This is a genomic window from Weissella paramesenteroides (assembly GCF_051903945.1).
Taxonomy (GTDB): Bacteria; Bacillota; Bacilli; order Lactobacillales; family Lactobacillaceae; genus Weissella; species Weissella paramesenteroides_A.
This window is the reverse complement of the sequence record NZ_CP192268.1, coordinates 1,289,831-1,311,581: the sequence shown is the minus strand read 5'-3', so window position 1 is coordinate 1,311,581 and position 21,751 is coordinate 1,289,831. Positions and strand designations below refer to the sequence as shown.

The 21,751-nt window shown below is 37.3% G+C and carries 20 protein-coding genes and 3 tRNA genes; 19 read left to right on the top strand and 4 right to left on the bottom strand.

Features of this window, described 5'->3' with window-relative positions; all coding sequences use genetic code 11:
• Positions 1 to 106: 106 nt before the first annotated feature.
• Entirely contained in the window at positions 107 to 1,441 is a 1,335-nt protein-coding gene (locus ACQ4QH_RS06300; RefSeq protein WP_439818095.1) for an ISL3 family transposase, read from the bottom strand.
• Between the two features lie 194 nt (positions 1,442 to 1,635).
• On the opposite strand from ACQ4QH_RS06300, the gene ACQ4QH_RS06295 reads away from it, so the two are divergent.
• The gene (locus tag ACQ4QH_RS06295) at positions 1,636 to 2,061 is read left to right on the top strand and encodes an ArpU family phage packaging/lysis transcriptional regulator (RefSeq protein WP_439818191.1); all 426 of its coding nucleotides are present in this window, start codon (positions 1,636 to 1,638) and stop codon (positions 2,059 to 2,061) included.
• 194 nt (positions 2,062 to 2,255) lie between these two features.
• On the opposite strand, the gene ACQ4QH_RS06290 is transcribed toward ACQ4QH_RS06295, so the two are convergent.
• The 3 genes from ACQ4QH_RS06290 to ACQ4QH_RS06280 all read right to left on the bottom strand — a co-directional run bounded on the left by ACQ4QH_RS06290 (position 2,256) and on the right by ACQ4QH_RS06280 (position 2,601).
• A tRNA-Ser gene (locus ACQ4QH_RS06290) sits at positions 2,256 to 2,344 on the bottom strand.
• Positions 2,345 to 2,427: 83 nt separating this feature from the next.
• Positions 2,428 to 2,499 (bottom strand) — tRNA-Glu (locus ACQ4QH_RS06285).
• 30 nt (positions 2,500 to 2,529) lie between these two features.
• Positions 2,530 to 2,601, bottom strand: a tRNA-Glu gene (locus ACQ4QH_RS06280).
• Between the two features lie 216 nt (positions 2,602 to 2,817).
• Between ACQ4QH_RS06280 and coaBC the strand changes: the two genes are divergently transcribed.
• From coaBC to ACQ4QH_RS06190, 18 genes are all read left to right on the top strand, one after another.
• Complete coding sequence (coaBC, locus tag ACQ4QH_RS06275; RefSeq protein ID WP_439818190.1) at positions 2,818 to 4,032, top strand: bifunctional phosphopantothenoylcysteine decarboxylase/phosphopantothenate--cysteine ligase CoaBC; 1,215 nt, start codon at positions 2,818 to 2,820, stop codon at positions 4,030 to 4,032.
• Positions 4,029 to 5,195, top strand: coding sequence for a hydroxymethylglutaryl-CoA synthase (locus ACQ4QH_RS06270; protein ID WP_439818189.1), 1,167 nt, complete (start codon positions 4,029 to 4,031; stop codon positions 5,193 to 5,195). The genes coaBC and ACQ4QH_RS06270 overlap by 4 nt, the downstream gene beginning before the upstream one ends.
• A 128-nt stretch (positions 5,196 to 5,323) precedes the next feature.
• On the top strand, positions 5,324 to 5,764 hold the full coding sequence (locus tag ACQ4QH_RS06265; protein ID WP_439818188.1) for a nucleoside 2-deoxyribosyltransferase: 441 nt from the start codon (positions 5,324 to 5,326) through the stop codon (positions 5,762 to 5,764).
• Between the two features lie 312 nt (positions 5,765 to 6,076).
• Entirely contained in the window at positions 6,077 to 6,961 is an 885-nt protein-coding gene (locus ACQ4QH_RS06260) for an N-acetylmuramoyl-L-alanine amidase (protein ID WP_439818187.1), read from the top strand.
• Between the two features lie 290 nt (positions 6,962 to 7,251).
• The gene (gene hisS, locus ACQ4QH_RS06255) at positions 7,252 to 8,559 is read left to right on the top strand and encodes a histidine--tRNA ligase (protein ID WP_439818186.1); all 1,308 of its coding nucleotides are present in this window, start codon (positions 7,252 to 7,254) and stop codon (positions 8,557 to 8,559) included.
• A gap of 6 nt (positions 8,560 to 8,565) precedes the next feature.
• The gene (gene aspS / locus ACQ4QH_RS06250) at positions 8,566 to 10,371 is read left to right on the top strand and encodes an aspartate--tRNA ligase (protein ID WP_439818185.1); all 1,806 of its coding nucleotides are present in this window, start codon (positions 8,566 to 8,568) and stop codon (positions 10,369 to 10,371) included.
• A gap of 259 nt (positions 10,372 to 10,630) precedes the next feature.
• The gene (locus ACQ4QH_RS06245; RefSeq protein WP_439818184.1) at positions 10,631 to 11,512 is read left to right on the top strand and encodes a YitT family protein; all 882 of its coding nucleotides are present in this window, start codon (positions 10,631 to 10,633) and stop codon (positions 11,510 to 11,512) included.
• A 121-nt stretch (positions 11,513 to 11,633) separates the two neighbouring features.
• Complete coding sequence (gene rpsU, locus ACQ4QH_RS06240) at positions 11,634 to 11,819, top strand: 30S ribosomal protein S21 (RefSeq protein WP_002828392.1); 186 nt, start codon at positions 11,634 to 11,636, stop codon at positions 11,817 to 11,819.
• Between the two features lie 73 nt (positions 11,820 to 11,892).
• A complete protein-coding gene (locus ACQ4QH_RS06235) occupies positions 11,893 to 12,333 on the top strand; it encodes a GatB/YqeY domain-containing protein (RefSeq protein ID WP_439818183.1) in 441 nt (146 codons plus the stop codon).
• Between the two features lie 88 nt (positions 12,334 to 12,421).
• Positions 12,422 to 13,405 carry a PhoH family protein gene (locus ACQ4QH_RS06230; protein ID WP_002828390.1) on the top strand — a complete coding sequence of 328 codons (984 nt, stop codon included), beginning with the start codon at positions 12,422 to 12,424 and terminating at the stop codon, positions 13,403 to 13,405.
• Between the two features lie 2 nt (positions 13,406 to 13,407).
• On the top strand, positions 13,408 to 13,890 hold the full coding sequence (gene ybeY, locus ACQ4QH_RS06225; RefSeq protein ID WP_131473462.1) for an rRNA maturation RNase YbeY: 483 nt from the start codon (positions 13,408 to 13,410) through the stop codon (positions 13,888 to 13,890).
• Complete coding sequence (locus ACQ4QH_RS06220; RefSeq protein ID WP_436586040.1) at positions 13,874 to 14,299, top strand: diacylglycerol kinase family protein; 426 nt, start codon at positions 13,874 to 13,876, stop codon at positions 14,297 to 14,299. Before ybeY ends, ACQ4QH_RS06220 begins: the two co-directional genes overlap by 17 nt.
• 26 nt (positions 14,300 to 14,325) lie before the next feature.
• Positions 14,326 to 15,234, top strand: coding sequence for a GTPase Era (gene era / locus ACQ4QH_RS06215; protein WP_439818182.1), 909 nt, complete (start codon positions 14,326 to 14,328; stop codon positions 15,232 to 15,234).
• Between the two features lie 60 nt (positions 15,235 to 15,294).
• Complete coding sequence (gene recO / locus ACQ4QH_RS06210) at positions 15,295 to 16,086, top strand: DNA repair protein RecO (protein ID WP_439818181.1); 792 nt, start codon at positions 15,295 to 15,297, stop codon at positions 16,084 to 16,086.
• Between the two features lie 298 nt (positions 16,087 to 16,384).
• Positions 16,385 to 17,311, top strand: coding sequence for a glycine--tRNA ligase subunit alpha (glyQ, locus tag ACQ4QH_RS06205; RefSeq protein ID WP_150191199.1), 927 nt, complete (start codon positions 16,385 to 16,387; stop codon positions 17,309 to 17,311).
• Position 17,312: 1 nt separating this feature from the next.
• Complete coding sequence (glyS, locus tag ACQ4QH_RS06200) at positions 17,313 to 19,397, top strand: glycine--tRNA ligase subunit beta (protein WP_439818180.1); 2,085 nt, start codon at positions 17,313 to 17,315, stop codon at positions 19,395 to 19,397.
• Positions 19,398 to 19,612: 215 nt separating this feature from the next.
• The gene (locus ACQ4QH_RS06195) at positions 19,613 to 20,563 is read left to right on the top strand and encodes a TerC family protein (protein WP_439818179.1); all 951 of its coding nucleotides are present in this window, start codon (positions 19,613 to 19,615) and stop codon (positions 20,561 to 20,563) included.
• A 90-nt stretch (positions 20,564 to 20,653) separates the two neighbouring features.
• Positions 20,654 to 21,679 carry a lactonase family protein gene (locus ACQ4QH_RS06190; protein ID WP_439818178.1) on the top strand — a complete coding sequence of 342 codons (1,026 nt, stop codon included), beginning with the start codon at positions 20,654 to 20,656 and terminating at the stop codon, positions 21,677 to 21,679.
• Positions 21,680 to 21,751 lie beyond the last annotated feature (72 nt).

Here is a 21,751-nt window from a genome sequence, read left to right as displayed (position 1 = left end):
AATAGGCTGATAGCTGATTATTTTGGCTCTATGTCAAATAGCGTGAAAAATCGTAAAATCGATCTAAAGAGTTTGTGAAATATAGCTTGTGAATCTGATGATTTTGTCAGACTCGCAAGCTTTTTTTAGTTAGTAGGTTCATAAAACTAGCGTTTATATGTTTGCGATTGAATAGTTGTAGACGTATTCTGAAAAAATAATTCAATGAATTACCATAGCCATATGCCGTACGGCCAATTTGTTTAATGCGACGATTAATGCCTTCAATACGTCCGTTAGAAGGTGTTTGTAAAAAGGCATTTCTGATACTTTTTAGATTTTTCTTGTAGGTTAAAATCACCTGGTCCATTGCTGAGTGATTGGGCTTGTATTGCGATAAAATTACTGAAAATTCATCAAACGAACGAGATCGTTGCGCACGTAAGACGGCTTGGTATATTTTATAATCTTGTTTGAATTTTGGTGATAGACCAAAGATAAGTTGTAGAGCATCTTGTGGATATAGGTACTCATTAATTCCTTTGAACCATCGTGGTTGCGTTGTGTCTATCTTTGACTGGTCTGTAATAAAGAATTGCCAGTTAGATTTTAGTAGTTTATATACACGACTACGCTTATTATTAATTGTTCGTTGTAGTGTGATACGTGTGGATTGTACAGCCTTCATGGCTAATTGAATGATATGAAAACGATCAATGATAATTTGAGCGTTAGGAAACATCACCCGTAAGGGTGCGCTATAATTAGCGTTCATATCAGTAACGACGTATTGTACACGTTGACGATTAGATAGGTCGTAGTTAGATAAATACCTACGAATATCTATACTGGTACGGGTTGGAAAAATCTCAATTAAATCACTCGTCGTGCCATTTATCATTTCAAAACCGTAATGATGCTTTGCATAGAGTACTTCATCAACACAAATGACCGTAGGTAATGATTTTGTATAATTCGTACGATATGCTTTAGCGGCATGATGCAGTAGTCGATTAACTTTGCTGTGTGATATATGCAAAATGTAAGCAATATCTTTTTCGGAAATATCACGTTTTGCTAAATCAATAATTTGATGTAACAATGGCCGTGAGATAGTTGAATTGGACATAAAATCTTTTGATTGTGCTATAAATGTGTTTTTACAACGTAGACATTGATAACGTTGCTTGGTTAACAATAAAATTTGTTGATAACCGTTTGCTGTGGGTAATTTGTATGATGCAGTATCGGTACCAGCCAGATAAAAATGTCCCGACAATAAGAAACCACATTGCGGACAATGCTCTGGAACTGTCGTTAACGTTGCGCGATAGCGTAAGATTTGGTGTTGATCATGACCTATGGTCATTAATTCATTAAAATCACCGTTATCAGAAATTAAAAATTTAATGTTTTTGTCTGTTAAACCAACTGAATTTAGGATAGAATCATTAATGGACATCAATAAATACCTCGTATCTGTTTTTTTCGTCGATTACATTTTACGCCGGTATATTATTGGTGTCTTTTTATATTTGTGAAAAAGGCGAAATAAAAAGCGTGAAATTTTTAGTTTCACGCTAGAAAGTATAGAGCCATTATTTTAATGGTAAATAGTCCGAGCAATTAGTTAGAGTATAAGAAAGGATGTTTTCAATGCTGATACAAGAACAAACCATAGATGAAAAACAAACACTAACAAATGTGAAAGCATCCTTTACTAAAGAACTGCCAATCATAAAAGCACAGGCGCATGTTAGTTTTATCAGTTTAAAAAGTCCCATACTTGATGCTATGCCCAGAGGTGGGAGCAATGAAAATAATGTTGAAGCTAAACTCACTAATCATTTGCAAGCTAAGCAGTGGCCTAGTGAAATTGTAGAAGTGATCAAGTGTTTACCTGAAAAGCCACGGATGTTTCTAGACTATCGGTATTTACAGAACTTGCAATGGTTAGAGATTAAACGGTGTTCAGGGTATAGTTCTAGGCGTGGCGCACAGTTGGTTAATCAAGGATTGATGATGTTTGTGGATGTTTTCATAGACATCTATGATTTTCGAGTATTTACCGAGACAAAATAAAAACGCCATTCACTTAAAGCGAACAGCGACATATAACAAGGTGTGGTTATCCATTGATTTTTCTAGGTACACATTAGGTACACATTTAACTCTATTTCCATGTAATTATATGACTTTGTGTGTACTTAGGTGTGTACCTGAATGCCTGATATAAAGGTAAAACGTTGATACAAAGGCATTCATAAAACCTAAAAAGGAGCCAACGGGATTTGAACCCGTGCGCCGGTTCGACACCGGTTCGGCGGATTTCGAGTCCGCTGCATTACCACTCTGCCATAGCTCCATCACAATTAAACATTATACCGATATCATTTGTATGTTTCAAGTACAAAAAAACTAGGATAACAAGTATCCTAGCAACATTAATAGCTCATCAGGGAGTCGAACCCTGGATGCCGGTGTGAAAAACCGGAGTCTTAACCGCTTGACCAATGAGCCAAAATTATGAAGTTTGATGGTCGAAATCAATAGCTCATCAGGGAGTCGAACCCTGGATGCCGGTGTGAAAAACCGGAGTCTTAACCGCTTGACCAATGAGCCATGTAAATGTTGATTGGAATGTTTCTGTTTCAACAACAGATAATAATATACCAGATGAATTAGATTGATGCAAGACTTTATTTAAAAAAAACTAGAATATTGCTATTTATAGTTGTTCTCGTTAAAATGACGGATAGCAATTTGTTTTTAATTTAAGACTTGTCGTTCATGGTAAACTAATTGTATCTGGATTTTTTAAACTAAGGAGAACAGCATATGTTTTCAAAAAAAAACATCGTATTAGTTATTAGTGGTGGTGTTGCAGCTTATAAAGCAGCAATATTTGCGCGTTTATTAATAAAGATGGATGCGAATGTTAAAGTTGTCATGACATCTGCCGCAACAGAATTTATCACAGCCAAGACACTGGCTGTATTAACAAATCAACCAGTCGTGACTGATTTATTTGCGGAAAGGACTGGAGAATCAATTGCACATATATCTCTTGCTGATTGGGCAGATTATTTTTTTGTCGTCCCAGCGACCGCAAATATTATTGCTAAAATATCTAATGGCGTGGCTGACGATGCAGCTAGTACGGTTTTAGCTGCAAGACATTCACCAATGATTGTCGTCCCAGCAATGAATGAACATATGTATTTGCAACCAGCTATTCAAAGAAACCTAAAACAAATTAAAGAAGATGGTGATATTGTCATTGACCCCGTGGATGGCCTATTAGCAGAAGGATACACTGGAAAAGGCAGGTTACCTGAACCAAATGAAATTTTAGCGTATAGTGAACTTGCACTTTACCAAAAAAACGGTCAATTAAAGGGTAAACATGTCATTATCTCTGCTGGTGGTACCGTAGAGGCAATTGATCCAGTACGTTATATTTCGAATCGCTCATCTGGTAAAATGGGATATGCATTGGCTCGTGCAGCAGTCGAACAGGGAGCTGATGTTACCTTAGTATCAGCAACTTCTCAGTTACCAGACCCAGTTGGAGTGAAGACTGTTCATATACAATCTGCTCAAGAGTTGTCAGAACAAATGTTTACGGCGTTACCGCATGCAGACGTTATCATTATGGCAGCAGCAGTTTCGGATTATCGTATGGCGCAAACGGCACAAAACAAGATAAAAAAGCAAGATTCTGGGGAGCTTAACTTGACCTTAGTTGAAAATCCTGATATTTTGGCTCAATTGGGCTCAGCGAAAGCAGGACAGTATTTGGTGGGTTTTGCTGCTGAAACACGGAACCTGATGACTTATGCACAAAATAAGTTGAAAAAGAAGAATGCTGATATGTTAATTGCAAATGATGTATCAAAGGATCAAGTTGGCTTTGGTTATGATACGAATCAAGTTACAATTTTGACAAAAGATAAAGAGCCAGAGATGTTACCTTTACAAAGTAAAATTTCGTTGGCTCGTGAAATTATGAAGAAAATTAGTATTGCAATCAATGGACAGGTAGAAAAATGACAGTTATTGGAATTGATAAAATGAGTTTCTTTTCACCACATCAGTATATTGATATGGTTGAACTAGCTAATGCACGTGGTGAAGAACCAAACAAGTATTTAATTGGCATTGGTCAAACAGAGCAGGCCGTTATTCCTGCAACACAGGATGTTGTGACAATGGCAGCAAATGCTGCTGATGAAATGTTGACGGCTTCAGATCGTAAGGAAATTACGATGATTCTATTTGCGACGGAATCGGGAATTGATAATTCTAAGTCTGGTGCGGTTTATTTACAACGCTTATTGGGAATCAACCCATATGCTCGAACGATTGAGTTGAAGCAAGCTTGTTACGCAGGAACTTTCGCACTCATGCAAGCTAGGGACTATGTCACATTGCACCCGAAAGAAAAGGTACTTGTGGTTGCATCGGATATTGCACGATATGGACTACAAACCAGTGGTGAAGTAACTCAAGGTGGTGGTGCTGTGGCGATGTTAGTTTCTGCTAATCCAATGATTGCTGAAATTAATCAAGATAATCAATTTTTGTCACGTGATATCATGGACTTCTGGCGACCAATTTATGCTGATACCGCCAGAGTGGACGGTAAATATTCATCGAATGTTTATCAGGAATTTTTCAAAGCAGTTTGGCAACGCTATAAGGAAAAATCTGGTCGTGATATTTCTGATTTTAAAGCGCTAGCGTTCCATTTGCCATTTACGAAAATGGGATTAAAAGCCTTACGTGACGTGTTACCGGAGGCTAATGATGAGCAACAAGCAGCATTATTAGATGAATTTGAAGCTAGTCGTGTCTACAATAAGCGAATTGGTAATCTATATACAGGTTCTCTATATTTGAGTTTGTACTCATTATTGGAAAATTCACAATCGCTTGAAGCTGGTGACCGAATTGGTATGTTCTCGTATGGCTCTGGTGCAGAAGGTGAGTTTTACTCATTGACTTTGCAACCACATTTTAATTCGGGCTTAGTAACGGGTCAGATTGAATCATTATTAGCTAATCGGCAATATGTAACAATTTCAGATTATGAAAAAATATTTAATAAACAATTACGTGGGCCAGAGGATCGTGAAATTGATATCAAAAATGATGGCGCTAAATTTACCCTTCATGGTCAAAAAAATGAGCAGCGTCAGTATGTTTGCAATTAGAAACTTATAAAATATCAATAAAACACATTTTTGTTCACAAATTATCCTTAAAACACGTTTTTTTAATTGATTGTTCGCTATTTATTCGATAAAATATAGTGAAATTAATAATCAAAGAGGATAATTATATGAAACGTGTTTACCTGGCTGGTCCATTTTTTAATGATGAACAAATTGATCGTATTGAGCGTTTAGAAAAAGCATTGACAGAGAATCAGACAGTTTCTGAATTTTTTAGTCCACGTACAGAAGTGCATGATGAGTTTGAATTTGGTTCTCCAGAATGGGCAGAAGCAATTTATAAAGGTGATAAGGATCATTTGGATCCAGCTGAAGTTGTTGTTGCAGTTATTGATTATGATAATGAACACGTCGATCCAGGTACTGCATGGGAAATCGGTTATTCAGAAGCAACTAAGAAACCGGTTATTCTAGTGAAGGAAAAAGAAGGGGCTATTAATTTGATGATGTCTGCGCCGGCACATGCTGTTGTGACTGACGTGGCAGATATTGCCACTTATGATTTTGATAAATTACCTGCGAACAAATGGACAGGTAAGACGTTTTAATATTAGGTCAACAAACTATAACAGCATAATGAGTGACAAATGATTTTAATTGGCACGTCATTAGCTGGTGTATGTTAATTTTTCTTACTGAGGCTGTCGATCCGACCAGTTTAAAACTGGAAGATCGATGGCTTTTAAATACCAAAAAAAAATGAATAATTATTGTGATAGCTTTTGCATTATGCAAACACCATTGTCGTCTATTTTAAATTATTTTTTGTCGCATCCTCATTTTTTATTTGTTTGTATCGCTATTTAATATAAAAAAGGGTAAACTAATTGGTATATATAACCAAAATATGAGGTCAGATCATGAAAAAGTTAGTACAATTAATGCGACTTTGGTTAATGAAATTCTGGGTGCCATTAACAATTGTGGTTGTTATGCTTGGGACGGCGGTCTCATTGACGGTGGTGTTGCTGCATAAACAACAAATAACCGTACAAATACCTAATTTGACATTGCGAAAGCAGAAAGGTGTTGAAAGTGCGCCAATTTCAGTACTTAAAAAGGGTGAGCACTTACAGATTTTAAAAAAGTCAGAAGGCTGGTATGAAGTTCGACGCGAGGATGAATCAACTGGCTGGGTTGCAGGATGGCTATTACATCGACAACAACCACTAAAGTCAGTCACACCTTTATCAGAAACGACAATCGTACTTGATCCAGGTCATGGTGGTTCTGATGTTGGTTCACTATCTACGAATAATAAATATGAAAAAACTTATACGTTACAATTAGCGAAACGAGTTGCTAAACAATTACGTAAGACAGGCGCTCGCGTGATTATGACTCGTAATACAGATAAAATTGTTTATTTGGCTAAGATACCAAAAGTGGCTGAAGATAATCATGCAGATATGTTTATTTCATTTCACTTTGATTCATCCCCTGATCCAAATACAGCAACAGGTTACACATCTTACTACTACCACAAAGATAATGGCTCTTATGCACTTGCTAAGAGTATCAATGCTAAATTAGCATTACCATTACTTAATAAAGGTGTCGAATATGGTAATTTCTTAGTTATTCGTGATAATTCGGTGCCAGCAATCTTACTTGAAAATGGCTATATGAATTCTAATCATGATTTTAAATATATTAAATCAAAGTCATATCAAGAAAAAATTGCTAAAGCAATACCGATTGGTATTCAGAATTATTTAACAAATCAAACGAAAACAGCGCAATAGAATGTTTACTTGACGGCATTTTAGAACTATAAGATAATGAGATGTAATAAATAAAACCGATGAGAAAGAAAACTCATTTAGAACAAGCATAGCGAGCGGTGATTGGTGAAAGTCCGTGTTGTTGTTTTTGAGGGGACACTTTTAAGGTCACAATTTTGTGCGTAGAGCCACGTTACGGTTATTAGCCAAAAAACAAGGTGGTACCGTGCTGTTGTGATTAGCACCCTTGACGATGTTTGATATCGTTAGGGGTGTTTTTTATTTTTGAAAATGAATAGGAGAAAAGTTTTATGGCAAAGCAATTATTTCAAAAGCCAAAGGGGACAGCTGATTTACTTCCTAATGAGTCTCTTAAGTGGCACTATGTAGAAGAAACGGCTAGGTTATTATTCAGCGACTATCAATATGCAGAAGTTCGTACACCAATTTTCGAAAATTTCGACATTTTTGCACGTTCAGCTGGAGATACCTCAGATGTTGTAACAAAAGAAATGTATGACTTTAAGGATAAAGGTGACCGTCATATTGCGTTGCGTCCTGAAGGAACTGCTGGTGTAGTACGAGCATTTGTTGAGAATAAATTATTTGGACCTGAACATGCAAAACCATATAAGCTATTTTATATTGGACCTATGTTCCGGTATGAGCGACCACAAGCAGGACGGATGCGGCAATTCCATCAAATTGGAGTCGAAGCACTAGGATCAGAGTCACCAGCACTAGATGCTGAAGTTATTGCAATGGCTGTTGATTTTTTCCAGACTTTAGGAATTGCTAATTTAAAAGTTAAAGTAAATTCATTGGGAGATAAAGAATCTCGCGAAAATTATCGTCAAGCTTTGATTGATTTCTTAAAACCTCATTTTGAAGAGTTATCACATGACTCGCAAGAGCGTTTGGAAAAGAATCCATTGCGTGTTTTGGATTCAAAAGATGCTAAGGATCAAGAAATTGTGGCTAATGCGCCATCAATTTTAGATTTTTTGTCTGACGATGCACAACAACACTGGCAGAAAGTTCAACAATATTTGGATGCTTTGGGAATTGACTATGAAGTTGATGCAACTGTTGTTCGAGGTCTTGATTATTACAACCATACAATTTTTGAGGTTATGACCCAAGCCAAAGCATTGGGACACGGTTGGTCAACGATTACTGGTGGTGGTCGTTATAATGGCTTAGTATCAGAATTTGGTGGACCAGAGATGGCCGGAGTTGGTTTTGGAATTGGACTAGAGCGACTGATGTTATTGCTTGAATCTGAGAATGCACCGCTACCAGATGAAAATAATCTTGATATTTACGTAGCTAATCAAGGTCAAGATACTGATATTGCAGCAATGCAAATGGTACAAGCCATTCGTTCATTCGGTTATAGTGCGGACAGAGATTATGAAGAACGTAAGTTGAAAGCACAATTTAAGACGGCTAATCGATTAAATGCACGTTACATGATTACGATTGGTGAACGTGAATTGGCAGAACAATCTGCAAACTTAAAAAATATGCAAACAGGTAAGGAAACAGCCGTTAAACTTGCTGAGCTATATACGAACTTACCAGAATATGTAGAGTCACCTGAGAATGAAGGAGAATAGTTGATAATGAAACGAACAAATTATGCCGGTCTAATTGATGAAAAATATTTAGACCAAACAGTAACGCTTCAAGGATGGGTACAAAAGCGACGTGATTTAGGTGGTTTAATTTTCGTTGACTTACGTGACCGTGAGGGGATCGTACAATTGGCTTTTTCAAATGAATTTGGTGAAGAAGCGCTAAAAGCCGCTGAAGATATGCGTACAGAATATGTTATCGAAATTGTTGGGGATGTTAAATCACGTGGTGAGGGCGCTGTTAATGAACATTTGCACTCAGGTAAGATTGAAGTTCATGTAACAAGTGCTAAAATTTTATCAGCGTCAAAAACAACACCGTTCTATATTGAAGACGACATTAATGTTTCCGATGAATTACGTTTAAAATATCGTTATTTAGATTTACGTCGTCCCGAAATGCAACGTAATTTACGGATTCGTTCAAAGATAACGGCAGCCACTCACGAATTTTTAGATGCCAATGGATTTATTGATATCGAAACACCATATCTTGCAAAGTCAACTCCTGAAGGTGCGCGAGATTATTTGGTGCCATCACGTGTTTATCCGGGTTCGTTTTATGCATTACCACAGTCACCACAGTTATTTAAGCAATTATTGATGGGTGCAGGTTTTGATCGTTACTATCAAGTTGCACGGGCCTTTCGTGATGAAGATTTACGTGGTGATCGTCAACCTGAGTTCACTCAGTTAGATGTTGAAATGTCATTTATGAACCAAGATGAAATTATGGATTTGGTTTCTGATTGGGTAGCTGCTATTATGAAGCGAACTGTGAACTATGATTTGGATAAAGCAACAATTCCTGTTCTTGATTACGCCGATTCAATGCGTCGTTTCGGAACAGATAAGCCAGATATGCGATTTGGCATGGAGCTTCAAGATCTGTCAGCATTGATGGCTGATGCAGAATTTGGTGTTTTTGCAAATGCAATTAAGAATGGTAGCGAGGTAAAGGCCATTGTTGTACCAGGTGGTGCAAATCATTACTCTCGTAAAGATATTGATAAGATGGCACAATATGTGACCCGCTTTGGTGCAAAAGGACTTGCCTGGCTAAAAGTTGGTGATGAGGGAGTTTCCGGACCAATTGCAAAGTTCCTTAAGGCTAAGGAAGCGGCTTTACTAGAAACAACCAATGCCAAGTCTGGTGACTTGTTATTGTTTGCAGCAGATAATGCAAATGTTGTCGCAGCAACATTGGATGCTCTTCGTCGTCGAACAGCACAAGAACTTGAATTAATCGATGAAAGTAATTGGGCTTTTGCTTGGGTCGTTAACTGGCCATTATTTGATTACCAACCAGAAGAAGATCGTTGGATTGCTGCACATCATCCATTCACAATGCCAAATGAAGAAGATTTACCATTGTTGGCAACGACTGAAGGTGCGCATCAAGCACATGCACAATCTTATGATTTGGTTTTGAATGGTTATGAATTAGGATCTGGCTCAATCCGCATTCATCAAATGGATGTTCAAGAAAAAATGTTGGCTGCGCTAGGATTTACAAAAGAAGCAGCTCATGAAGCATTTGGTTTCTTATTGGAAGGAATGGAATACGGTTTCCCACCAATGGGCGGTATTGCTTTGGGACTTGATCGATTGGCAATGTTATTAGCGGGTCAAGATAATATTCGTGAAGTGATTGCATTCCCTAAGAACTCAAAGGCTACAGAACCAATGACTGAGGCACCAACACCTGTTGCTAAGGCACAAGTTATCGGAGATTTAAAGTTGACGGCACCAGTCTATGCTGATGTAACGGCACCAAATATGGCCGAAGAGTAAAATTTCAATTATGAAATAGTTATTATAGTGAGAATTCAGTCTTTTGGAACACATTTACGGGGCGTCAATCTACCGAATGCAATTGGTAGATTGACGTCTTTTCCAATCTATAAGGATTAGGAATTTATTGGTTTCTTCGGGATGGTGTTAAAAAGTTCGAGCTATTTTAGCAAATATTTTTAAACGTTTGGATAAATTCACATCACATGATAAAATCATAAACAGACTTATCACACCGTATTATGAAAGAATAGGAAAAATGGAGCAGTTAGAACAGTATTTTAATCATCATCAATATTCAAGTCGTTTTGGTAGTGCCATGGTTTATGCCTTGGCATCAGCAGTTGCGTTGAACTTTTTTTGGACACCCGGACACATTTATTCATCAGGATTTACTGGGTTAGCGCAATTATTGAATACACTTATACTTAGACTGGTTGGTGTTCAAGTGCCAGTTGGTATTTGGCTGATATTGCTTAATTTACCGTTATTCATTTTAGCCTATCGTAAAATTGGTAAGCGGTTTGCATTCTTTACTGGCGTGGCAATTTTATTAGCAGCCATGGCGATGAATTGGATAAAACAGCCGACGCATTTGTGGACAGATGATCCACTAGCAATGGCCATTTTTGGTGGGGCAGTCAATGGATTTGGCACTGGATTTGCCTTACGTAATGGTTTATCTACGGGTGGATTAGATATTATTGGTATTCTGGTTCGACGTAAGACCGGTGCCAAAATGGGAGCAGTTAATCTAACCTTTAATTTCTTTATTTTAGTTGCATCGGGCATTATGTTTGGTATCCAATATGCTTTGTTCACCGCAATTGGACTGGTAGTTAACGCCCGCGTGATTGATTTAGTCTATACTAGACAGCAAAAAATGCAAGTGATGATTGTCACAGAGGAACCAGAAAAAGTGATCGCTGAGATTCAAGAGGGATTACGTCGTGGTATTACCATCGTTCACCATGCTGAAGGTGGTTATAACCATCATAAAAAAGAAATTCTGTTTACAGTTATTTCAATGTACGAACAATTTGAACTCCATGAGGCGATATATCGTGTAGATCCAACGGCATGGGCTTCATTATGGCGTATTGATCGTATTTTTGGTGGTTTCTATGAGCCAAAATTATAGATATTGTTTAAAAGTAAACATTGACAAAAAAGCCTGTTTTGGTAAAATAGTAAAGAACAAAGTGTGCGACATATATTACATATAAGTTGAAATCTTCACACGTGAAGGGAGGGTAAACATTATGGCAAAGACTGTTGTTCGTAAGAATGAGTCTCTTGATGATGCTCTCCGTCGCTTTAAGCGTGGTGTATCAAAGGACGGTACTCTACAAGAATACCGTAAGCGTGAATTTTACATCAAGCCATCAGTACAACGTAAGTTGAAGGCTGAGGCTGCACGTAAGCGTAAGAACAAGAAGGGCCGGTAAAACGGTTCGTACCGGGCTATCCTCGTTGATAGTCCGGTTTTGTTGTATAATGTAGAAAAAACGGGAGTTAGACATGGGACTATTAGCACAATTAACAGAAGATATGAAAGCAGCAATGAAGGCAAAGGATAAAGAAACGCTTAGTGTTATCCGTATGGTCAAATCAGCATTATCGAATGAGCAAATTAAGTTGGGACATGATTTAACGGCTGATGATGAAATGACAGTATTGTCACGTGAAATGAAGCAGCGTGTTGAAGAATTAACTTCTTATCAAGAAGCTAACCGTGAAGATTTGGCAGAGAGTATTCAACAACAAATTGCTGTTCTAAACAAATATATGCCTAAGCAATTATCTGAATCAGAGGTTGAAGAGATTGTTAAGGCGACAATCAATGAAGTCGGTGCAACTAGCAAAGCTGATATGGGAAAAGTAATGGGAGCATTGATGCCAAAAGTTAAAGGAAAAGCTGATGGTAAGCTAGTTAGCCAAAAAGTGCAATCATTGTTATAAATTCAAAAACGGGGTTCTCCCCGATACATAGATAATTGCGGTATACTATACTTAAGCAAAAAACTTTGAAATGCGAGGAATTTAACGGTTGGCAACTCAAGTTGAAAAAATTTATCATTTTGAAAATGCAGAACAAGAAATTGGTTTAGTTGGGCCGCAAGATAGTCAGCTAAAATTGATTGAAGAGGGGTTAGCAGTTAATTTATCGGTTTTTGGTGATCAATTAACGATAAAGGGTGATGAAGACAAAGTTGAGGCTACTCATTCAGTTGTAACAGCACTAACTTCACTGATAAAACGTGGTATTAAGGTGAGTCCTGCTGATATTGTATCCGCTATAAACATGGCTGAACGTGGTACGATTGAGTATTTTGAAGATATGTATACTGAAACACTTTTGCGTGATGTTAAAGGTCGCCCAGTAAGAGTTAAAAATTATGGCCAACGACGTTATATTCATGCTATTCGTCAAAACGATATTACTTTCGGAATTGGACCGGCAGGAACAGGTAAAACATATTTGGCTGTTGTTATGGCTGTTGCTGCATTGAAACGAGGAGATGTTGAGCGCATCATCATTACACGTCCAGCGGTTGAGGCGGGAGAAAGTCTTGGATTTCTACCTGGTGATTTGAAGGAAAAAGTCGACCCTTATTTAAGACCTATTTATGATGCCTTGTATGCTATTTTGGGTAAAGAACATACCGAGCGTTTAATGGAACGTGAAACAATTGAAATTGCACCACTAGCCTATATGCGTGGTCGCACATTGGATAATGCTTTTATTATTTTAGATGAGGCGCAAAACACAACACCACAACAAATGAAGATGTTTTTAACACGTCTGGGCTTTGGATCAACAATGTTAGTTAATGGTGATATTTCACAAATTGACTTACCAACTAAGACACGGTCTGGGTTAATTCAGGCGCAAAGAGTTCTTGCAGAGGTCAATCATATCGCTTTTGTAACATTCAATGCTGATGATGTTGTTCGTCATCCAGTTGTCGGTGCAATTATTAATGCTTATGAAGCATATGACGTAAAAAAACAAACAGTTGAAAAGGATTAAAAATGGATTTAGCAATAATTGATCAATCAAAACCAGGCGTGCCAGAGGAACAAATAAAACTAGTTAATGATGTTTTAAATTATGCTGGTAAATATTTGTCATTGCCTGAAAATACCGAAATGTCGGTAACTTTTGTTAATAATGATGAAATTCAGAGATATAATCGTGAGTATCGGGGATTAGATAAGGCAACTGATGTGATTTCTTTTGCTATTGAAGATGATGGTGATGATCTCCCATTATTGATAGATGACGAGATGGCAGATGATATTGCGAAGAATATTGGTGATATCATTGTTTCGGTTGATAAAATTGGTGAGCAAGCTGAATATCTTGAACACTCTTATGAACGAGAATTAGGTTTTCTGGTTGTACATGGATTCTTACACTTAAACGGATACGACCACATGCGAAGTGAAGCAGATGAAAAAATCATGTTTGATTTACAGCGTGAAATATTAGATAGTTATGGACTCAAAAGATAATAAAAAAACTGAAGAGACTCACCAAGTTCACAAAAATTCCCATTTTGTCCAAGCCTTTGGACATGCCATTGCCGGAATTGGTGAATTGTTGGTGCGTGAACGTAACATGCGTTTTCACATATTTGCCGCTTGTGTTGTTCTAATAGTTGGTATTTATGTTGATTTAGGGCGTTCAGACTGGTTGTGGATATCAGTCGCAGTATTTACGGTAATAAGTGCTGAATTTTTGAATACAGTTGTGGAAGCAATTGTTGATTTGATAGTTGGTGAGAAGTATCATCCATTAGCTAAAGTGGCCAAAGATGTTGCATCAGGTGGTGTATTAGCAGCAGTTGCTTTTGCAATTATCATTGGTATATTGATATTTCAACCTTATTTACTACCTAATCTACAAATGATTTTTAGATAATAAACAAAGAAATAGAGAGAAGTTTAATGAGCGAACAAGAATTTAAATCGGGGTTTATTGCCTTGGTTGGTCGACCAAATGTCGGAAAGTCTACACTTTTAAATAAAATGATCGGTGAAAAAATTGCCATCATGTCACCTAAAGCACAAACTACCCGAAATAAAATTCAGGGGATTTATACGACAAATGAAGGTCAGATGATTTTCATGGACACGCCAGGTATCCATAAGCCCCACAATTCACTTGGTGACTTCATGGTGAAAACAGCTATGTCGGCTTTACGTGAGTCTGATATGGTTTGGTTATTGGTTAATGCTGATCAAGAGCGTGGTGTCGGTGATGATTTCATTATTAAGCGTTTAAAGGAATCAAATACGCCCGTTTATTTAATTATCAATAAGGTTGATCTAATTAATCGTGCAGAGGTCCTAAACCAAATCGCAGATTACAGTGCGCAAATGAACTTTGCCGAAATTTTCCCAATTTCTGCGCTAACAGGTGAAGGTGTGCCAGAATTATTAGAATTTACGATGGCTCATATGGCGTCTGGTCCGCAGTATTATCCAGCCGATCAGTTAACTGATCATCCAGAACGCTTTATTATGAGTGAATTGATTCGTGAAAAAGTTTTAGAATTAACTCGTCAAGAGGTGCCACATTCTGTCGCCGTAGTCATAGATAAGATTGAACGGGAAGATGAACAACGATTACATGTTCAAGCAACCATTGTTGTTGAACGACCAAGTCAAAAGAATATCATTATCGGTAAACGTGGCGCAATGATTAAAGAAATTGGTACGCGTGCTCGTAAGGATATTGAACGTTTGCTTGGCGATAAAATTTTTCTTGAGACCTGGGTAAAGGTAGAAGATCGTTGGCGTGATAAGCCACAAGCTCTACAATCATATGGTTATAAAGAAGATTCAGATATATAGTAAAAATTAGAGTTTGACATCTTATATGTTTGTCTCACTCTTTTTTAGTAGGTGAATAAAATGACTGAAGTTTTTGACGCAATTGTTATGTATCAACGTGATCACAAAGAAAAAGATTTGATGGTCAAAATGTTAACTCGTGAAGCTGGTAAACGAATGTTCTATATTCGTCATGGTAAAAGCCAAAGATATCAATTTACTGCCGAAATCCAACCATTGCATACAGCAACATTTGAAGGAACGATTAATCCAACCGGAATGAGTTTTATTAACGATGTGAAAGCAACCAAAGATACATCTTTTTTACTGACGGATATTGTCTTAAATGCATATATGACTTATATTCTCGGATTAATTGACGCAGCCTTTGTAGACAATCAACCGATTCCGAGATGGTATGATTTGGTAGTAGAAGCGCTGGATAAATTAAATAGTGGTCTTGATCCACAAGGTATTGCAAATTACTTTGAAATCCAATTATTACCAGTTTTTGGTATGCAACCAACTTGGGGGAAGTGTGCGATTTGTGGTCGTAGTGATCTGCCATTAGATTTCTCCGAAGAGTTCAATGGTACTTTGTGTCAACAGCATTGGTCAGCTGATGAACATCGATTACATGCAGATACTAAAGCTGTACGTATTCTATCGAAGTTAGCGCACATTGATTTAAAATTGATTGGGACCTTGAGTTTAAAAACGCAGACAAAACAAGAAATGGCACGTGTGATGGATAAATTGTATGATGATCAAGTGGGGATTCATTTAAAGTCAAAATCGTTCATTCAACAATTATCGTCTTGGCAAAATCGAGTGATGCCACGAGAGATGAATAATGGTGACCAAACGTCATAAAATATCCTTATTGACAAGTAAGTAAGGCGTGCTAAACTTATAAGTTGTAATGATTACAGAAATTAATAGAAGAATTAACTTGTTGTTAGTACAGCGAGCCATCGTTAATGTGAGGGTGGTCTGACAATGGTTGAGGGGCACTATTAATTAATAAACTCAATTAAAAAAGCTGCTAGTGTTTCGATGCTAGAAGTAGGGTGGAACCGCGAAATTATCGTCCCTACATTAACCATTGTTTTATGGTTGATGTGGGGCTTTTTTATGGTTTTATCCAGTCAAAGGAAAGGAATTTGTCATAATGAGCGCAAAAATGAGTGTGCAAGATATTATTTTGACGTTACAAAAGTTTTGGGCTGATCAAGGAGCCATGTTGATGGAGGCTTATGATACTGAAAAGGGTGCGGGTACAATGAGCCCATACACCTTTTTACGTGCAAATGGTCCGGAACCATGGCATGCAGCCTATGTTGAGCCTTCACGTCGACCTGCTGATGGCCGATATGGTGATAATCCCAATCGTCTTTATCAGCATCACCAATTCCAAGTGGTTATGAAGCCATCGCCTGATAACATTCAAGAGTTATATTTGGATTCATTAAAGGCACTAGGCATTGACCCCTTAGCACATGATATTCGTTTTGTTGAAGATAATTGGGAGAACCCATCAATGGGGGCTGCCGGTATTGGTTGGGAAATTTGGCTTGATGGTATGGAAGTTACCCAATTTACATATTTCCAACAAGTAGGTGGTATTCAAGTTGATGCAGTGACATCTGAAATTACATACGGTTTAGAGCGTCTTGCATCATATATTCAAGATGTCCCAACAGTTTACGATCTGGAATGGGGAAATGGCGTATTGTATGGTGATATTTTTAAGGAGCCAGAGTACGAGCATTCAGTTTACTCATTTGAAAAGTCAGATTCAGAGATGTTATTACGTCATTTTAATGAATACGAGGCAGAAGCTAAGAAATTGTTGGCTGAAGGACTTGTTCATCCGGCATATGATTATATTTTGAAATCATCACATACATTTAATTTGCTAGACGCTCGGGGTACGGTTTCTGTTACGGAGCGCGCAAAATATTTGTCACGTATTCGAAACATGGCTCGTTCAGTTGCTCGCGCATTTATTGATGAACGCAAAAAGCTAGGATTCCCACTATTGAAGGACGAGGCGTTGCGTGCAAAGTATCTACCAGTTGATGAGGAGGAAAACTAATATGGCAAACTTTTTACTAGAAATTGGTTTGGAAGAAATGCCAGCACATTTGGTTACACCAGCAATTAACCAATTGGTTGAACGTGCAGCAACTTTCATGAAGGAGAATCGATTACAATATGGTGATATCAAGCCATTCTCAACACCTCGTCGTTTAGCTATCTTGATTTCAGAGGTTGCAGATAAGGCCGATGATTTAACACAAGAAGTTAAAGGACCTGCAAAAAAGGCAGCCTTTGACAAAGAAGGAAATTATTCAAAAGCTGCACAAGGATTTGCTCGTGGCCAAGGAGTAACGACTGATGATATTACTTTTAAAGAGTTCAAGGGCAATGAATATATCTATGTCACAAAATTTGAAGCTGGAAAGCCAGCCGTAGAAGTGTTGAGTGGCTTTAAAGAGGTTATTATGAGTATGACCTTTACAACGACAATGAAGTGGGCCCGTCATACATTTGAATATGTACGACCTATTCGTTGGATTGTTGCCTTATTAGATGATAAGATTGTGCCATTTAACGTATTAGACGTTGCTTCAGGACGTGAAACACGTGGACATCGCTTCTTAGGTCAATCAATTAATATTGCTCAGGCAAGTGATTATGTTAATGATTTGGAAAAAGTCTATGTTCAAGCGGATGCCAATGTGCGTAAGGCTAACATTGTTTCTCAAATTGATACACTTGCAGCTGAAAATAATTGGCATGTTGAAAAGGATGCCGATTTATTGGAGGAAGTCAATAACATTGTTGAATATCCAACTGCTTTCGTTGGTCGTTTTGATTCTGAGTATCTAGAACTTCCTGAAGAGGTTTTGATTACTTCAATGCGTGAACACCAGCGTTTCTTCCATGTTATTGATGATTCAGGTGCATTATTACCTTATTTTGTTTCTGTCCGTAATGGAAACAGCGAACACTTAGATAATGTGATTGCTGGAAATGAGAAAGTATTAATTGCTCGTTTAGAGGATGCAAAATTCTTTTATCATGAAGACCAAAAGAATGATATTGATTTCTATAATGATAAGTTACAAGTGGTATCATTCCATGCAAAATTAGGATCTGTTGCCAATCATACAAAACGTGCGCAAGCACTAGCAGCTATTATTGGTCAACAAATTTCACTAACTACAGATCAACAAATGCAGTTAGCTCGAGCTGCAGAAATATATAAGTTTGATTTGATGACCGGGATGGTCGGAGAGTTTGATGAGTTACAGGGCATCATGGGTGAAAAGTATGCGCTACTATTTGGCGAAGATCCAGCTGTTGCGCAAGCTATTCGTGAACACTATATGCCAATTTCTGCGGATGGTGCTTTACCAGAATCAGTGCTTGGTAAAGTATTAGCATTAGCTGATAAATTAGATAGTTTATTGTCATTCTTTGCGGGTGGTATGATGCCATCAGGATCTAATGACCCATATGCACTACGTCGTGCTGCATCTGGCGTTGTTAATATTTTGCATGCAAATGACTGGCATTTACCAATCGATATCATCCTTTCAGAATTAGTTGATGAAGTACTGGCTGACGATGGACATTTTGGACTGCCTGAAGAAGCTGCTAATAATTTGAAGGTAGTTATTAATGATGTGATTACTTTCTTAACAGATCGTGTTGTCAAAGCGATGCAGACCGAAAAAATTCGTTATGATGTCATTAATGCGGTGACAACTGGTAAATTGACCGATACCACACAAATGTTCACTTCAGCGAATGCTTTGTTAGCTCATAGTAATGATCAAACATTCCGTGAGGGTGTGGAATCACTAACTCGAGTAATGCGTTTAACTTCTAAAAACCCAACAGGGGCTATTGTAAATCCAGCATTATTTGAAAACGATGCTGAGAAACAACTCTATTCAGAAACATCATCATTGGTAAATGAGTCGTTAACAACCGATGATTTAGTGTCAGCATTATTAGGTTTGCAACCGGCAATTGCTGCCTACTTTGATCAAACAATGGTCATGGTTGAAGATGAAGATGTTAAACAAAACCGTTTGGCAACTTTGCAGATTGTTTCTGATGTGGCTGAAAAAGTTGCTAACTTTATGGCACTTGATGTTAAATCAAATTAAAAATTATCGCTACAATCGGCTTTAGTTTTTTAGAGCAAGTTTAAATCCGTTAATCGATCAATATTAAATTGATTGATTGATGGATTTTATTTATAATATCTATTTTAATCTCGACCTTTTTAATTATGTTTAAGGTTTCGTCAGGTATACTTCATAAATTATGTATTGTATACATTGTCACACTATCAGTACCACAAAAGAAAGTTGAGATATCGATGGCGGTTAGTTTAGGTTATTGGGTTTTGTTTTTTGTCTTTGTTGTTATCATGCTAGCATTGGATTTAGGCGTCTTTCATAGAGGAAATCATGCACCAACGATGCGGTCTTCATTATTATGGAGTGCTTTTTGGATAATTTTAGCATTCATATTTAGTGGCATCATTTGGACGACAATGGGAAGTGGCCATGCCCTAGACTTTATTACGGCCTACTTATTGGAAAAATCCTTAAGTATCGATAATTTATTTATTTTTATATTGGTTTTTGGTTTTTTCAACATTGATATAAAATATCAACATCGACTGTTGTTTTGGGGTGTATTTGGCGCTTTAATCATGCGTGTGCTATTTATTTTTGGTGGTGCTGCATTGCTAGAACGATTCGTTTGGTTAATGTATTTGTTCGGTATTTTCTTAATCATTACGGGAATAAAAATGCTCTTTGAAAAGGAAGAGCAGCAGGACCTTAATGATAATCGTCTGATTAAGTTATTAAGGAAAATTCTACCAATGAAAGAAGATGTTATTGAGCCACATTTTATAGTGAAAGAGAATGGTAAACGCTATGCAACTCAGTTTTTAATCGCGCTATTATTCATTGAGGGGACAGACTTGTTATTTGCTGTAGATTCAATTCCAGCAGTATTAGCCGTGACGCAAAATACATTCATTGTGGTGACATCAAATGTTTTTGCAATTATGGGATTGCGATCTTTGTACTTTGCATTATCAAGTATTTTACCAATGTTTCGTTACATCAAGTATGCCTTAGCTGGTATATTATCTTTCATCGGTGTAAAAATGATTTTCAACGAAGGGATGAAAGCGCTGGGGAGTACATTGCATATTTCTAATATAGTTTCATTAGTTATTATTATCAGTTTGTTAACTATTGCAATTGTTGCTTCAGTTATAGTTGGTCGCGTAGAAAAACGTCGGAAGTTTTAGACTGCGGCGGTGTTAGTTAATTATATATTCAAATTATGATATAATGTAAGCGATTTAAAATACAATATGACTAAGAAAGTGAGCAAATAAATGGCAACAGAATATATTTTATTTGGAACTTATACAAAACGTGTGTCAAAAGGGATTTATGCTGCGGATTTTGATTCGGAAACAGGTCAACTATCAAATGCAAATCTTGTAGCTGAACTTGGGTCACCAACATATTTGGCCTTGAGCAATGCCAATAAATTGTATGCAGTTGATAAGGGCAATGGTGAAGGTGGTATTGCTGTCTATGATTATAAAGATGGCCATGCAACTTTACAACAGGAAGTGCTTAGTGAAGGAGCTTCACCTGCCTATGTTGCAGTCGATGAATCTCGCCAATTAGTATATACAGGAAACTATCATAAGGGAACAATAGACGTATATGCAATCGCCGAAAATGGTGATTTGACATTAACGGACTCATATCAATCCGAAGGTAAGGGACCACGTCCTGAGCAAGAAAGTACGCATGTACACTTTAGCAATTTAACACCAGATAATCGTGTGGTTGTTGTTGATTTGGGTACCGATAAAGTCTTGACTTTTGATGTTTCTGATTCAGGTAAACTAAAATTAGTGGCTACTTTCAATACTGAAGCTGGCTTTGGGCCTCGTCATATTCGCTTTAGTCCTGATGGCCAATATGCCTATTTATTAGGAGAATTATCATCAAAATTATCAGTATTAAAGTATAATACAGATGGCTCATTCACTTTATTACAAACTGTGTTGATGATTCCCGAAGATTGGGATGCACATAATGGTGGTGCTGCCATTTATGTTTCAAATGACGGACGTTTTATTTACACGTCAAATCGTGGTCATAATTCAATTGCAGTATTTGCTGTTAAAGAAAATGGCGCAACGATTGAACATATACAGTGGATTTCGACTGAAGGAGATTTTCCAAGAGATTTTGCTTTAAGTCCAGATGAGAAATTCTTGGTTGCGGCTAATCAAAATACAGACAATGTTTCAGTCTATGTACGTGATAGCGAGACAGGAGAGCTACGTCTTGTTCAAAAAGATTTTGCTGTGCCAGAAGCAATTCGTGTTTTGTTTATCTAATCACAGTTTTTATTACCAATCTTGAATAATAACCCCCTTATGGTGATGTACATAAGATGTATGAACATCCAA

Coding starts and splice junctions, on each gene's coding strand:
- ACQ4QH_RS06300 (WP_439818095.1), bottom strand. CDS start 1,441: ATGTCCATTAATGATTCTATCCTAAATTCAGTTGGTTTAACAGACAAA.
- ACQ4QH_RS06295 (WP_439818191.1), top strand. CDS start 1,636: ATGCTGATACAAGAACAAACCATAGATGAAAAACAAACACTAACAAAT.
- coaBC (WP_439818190.1), top strand. CDS start 2,818: ATGTTTTCAAAAAAAAACATCGTATTAGTTATTAGTGGTGGTGTTGCA.
- ACQ4QH_RS06270 (WP_439818189.1), top strand. CDS start 4,029: ATGACAGTTATTGGAATTGATAAAATGAGTTTCTTTTCACCACATCAG.
- ACQ4QH_RS06265 (WP_439818188.1), top strand. CDS start 5,324: ATGAAACGTGTTTACCTGGCTGGTCCATTTTTTAATGATGAACAAATT.
- ACQ4QH_RS06260 (WP_439818187.1), top strand. CDS start 6,077: ATGAAAAAGTTAGTACAATTAATGCGACTTTGGTTAATGAAATTCTGG.
- hisS (WP_439818186.1), top strand. CDS start 7,252: ATGGCAAAGCAATTATTTCAAAAGCCAAAGGGGACAGCTGATTTACTT.
- aspS (WP_439818185.1), top strand. CDS start 8,566: ATGAAACGAACAAATTATGCCGGTCTAATTGATGAAAAATATTTAGAC.
- ACQ4QH_RS06245 (WP_439818184.1), top strand. CDS start 10,631: ATGGAGCAGTTAGAACAGTATTTTAATCATCATCAATATTCAAGTCGT.
- rpsU (WP_002828392.1), top strand. CDS start 11,634: ATGGCAAAGACTGTTGTTCGTAAGAATGAGTCTCTTGATGATGCTCTC.
- ACQ4QH_RS06235 (WP_439818183.1), top strand. CDS start 11,893: ATGGGACTATTAGCACAATTAACAGAAGATATGAAAGCAGCAATGAAG.
- ybeY (WP_131473462.1), top strand. CDS start 13,408: ATGGATTTAGCAATAATTGATCAATCAAAACCAGGCGTGCCAGAGGAA.
- ACQ4QH_RS06220 (WP_436586040.1), top strand. CDS start 13,874: ATGGACTCAAAAGATAATAAAAAAACTGAAGAGACTCACCAAGTTCAC.
- era (WP_439818182.1), top strand. CDS start 14,326: ATGAGCGAACAAGAATTTAAATCGGGGTTTATTGCCTTGGTTGGTCGA.
- recO (WP_439818181.1), top strand. CDS start 15,295: ATGACTGAAGTTTTTGACGCAATTGTTATGTATCAACGTGATCACAAA.
- glyQ (WP_150191199.1), top strand. CDS start 16,385: ATGAGCGCAAAAATGAGTGTGCAAGATATTATTTTGACGTTACAAAAG.
- glyS (WP_439818180.1), top strand. CDS start 17,313: ATGGCAAACTTTTTACTAGAAATTGGTTTGGAAGAAATGCCAGCACAT.
- ACQ4QH_RS06195 (WP_439818179.1), top strand. CDS start 19,613: ATGGCGGTTAGTTTAGGTTATTGGGTTTTGTTTTTTGTCTTTGTTGTT.
- ACQ4QH_RS06190 (WP_439818178.1), top strand. CDS start 20,654: ATGGCAACAGAATATATTTTATTTGGAACTTATACAAAACGTGTGTCA.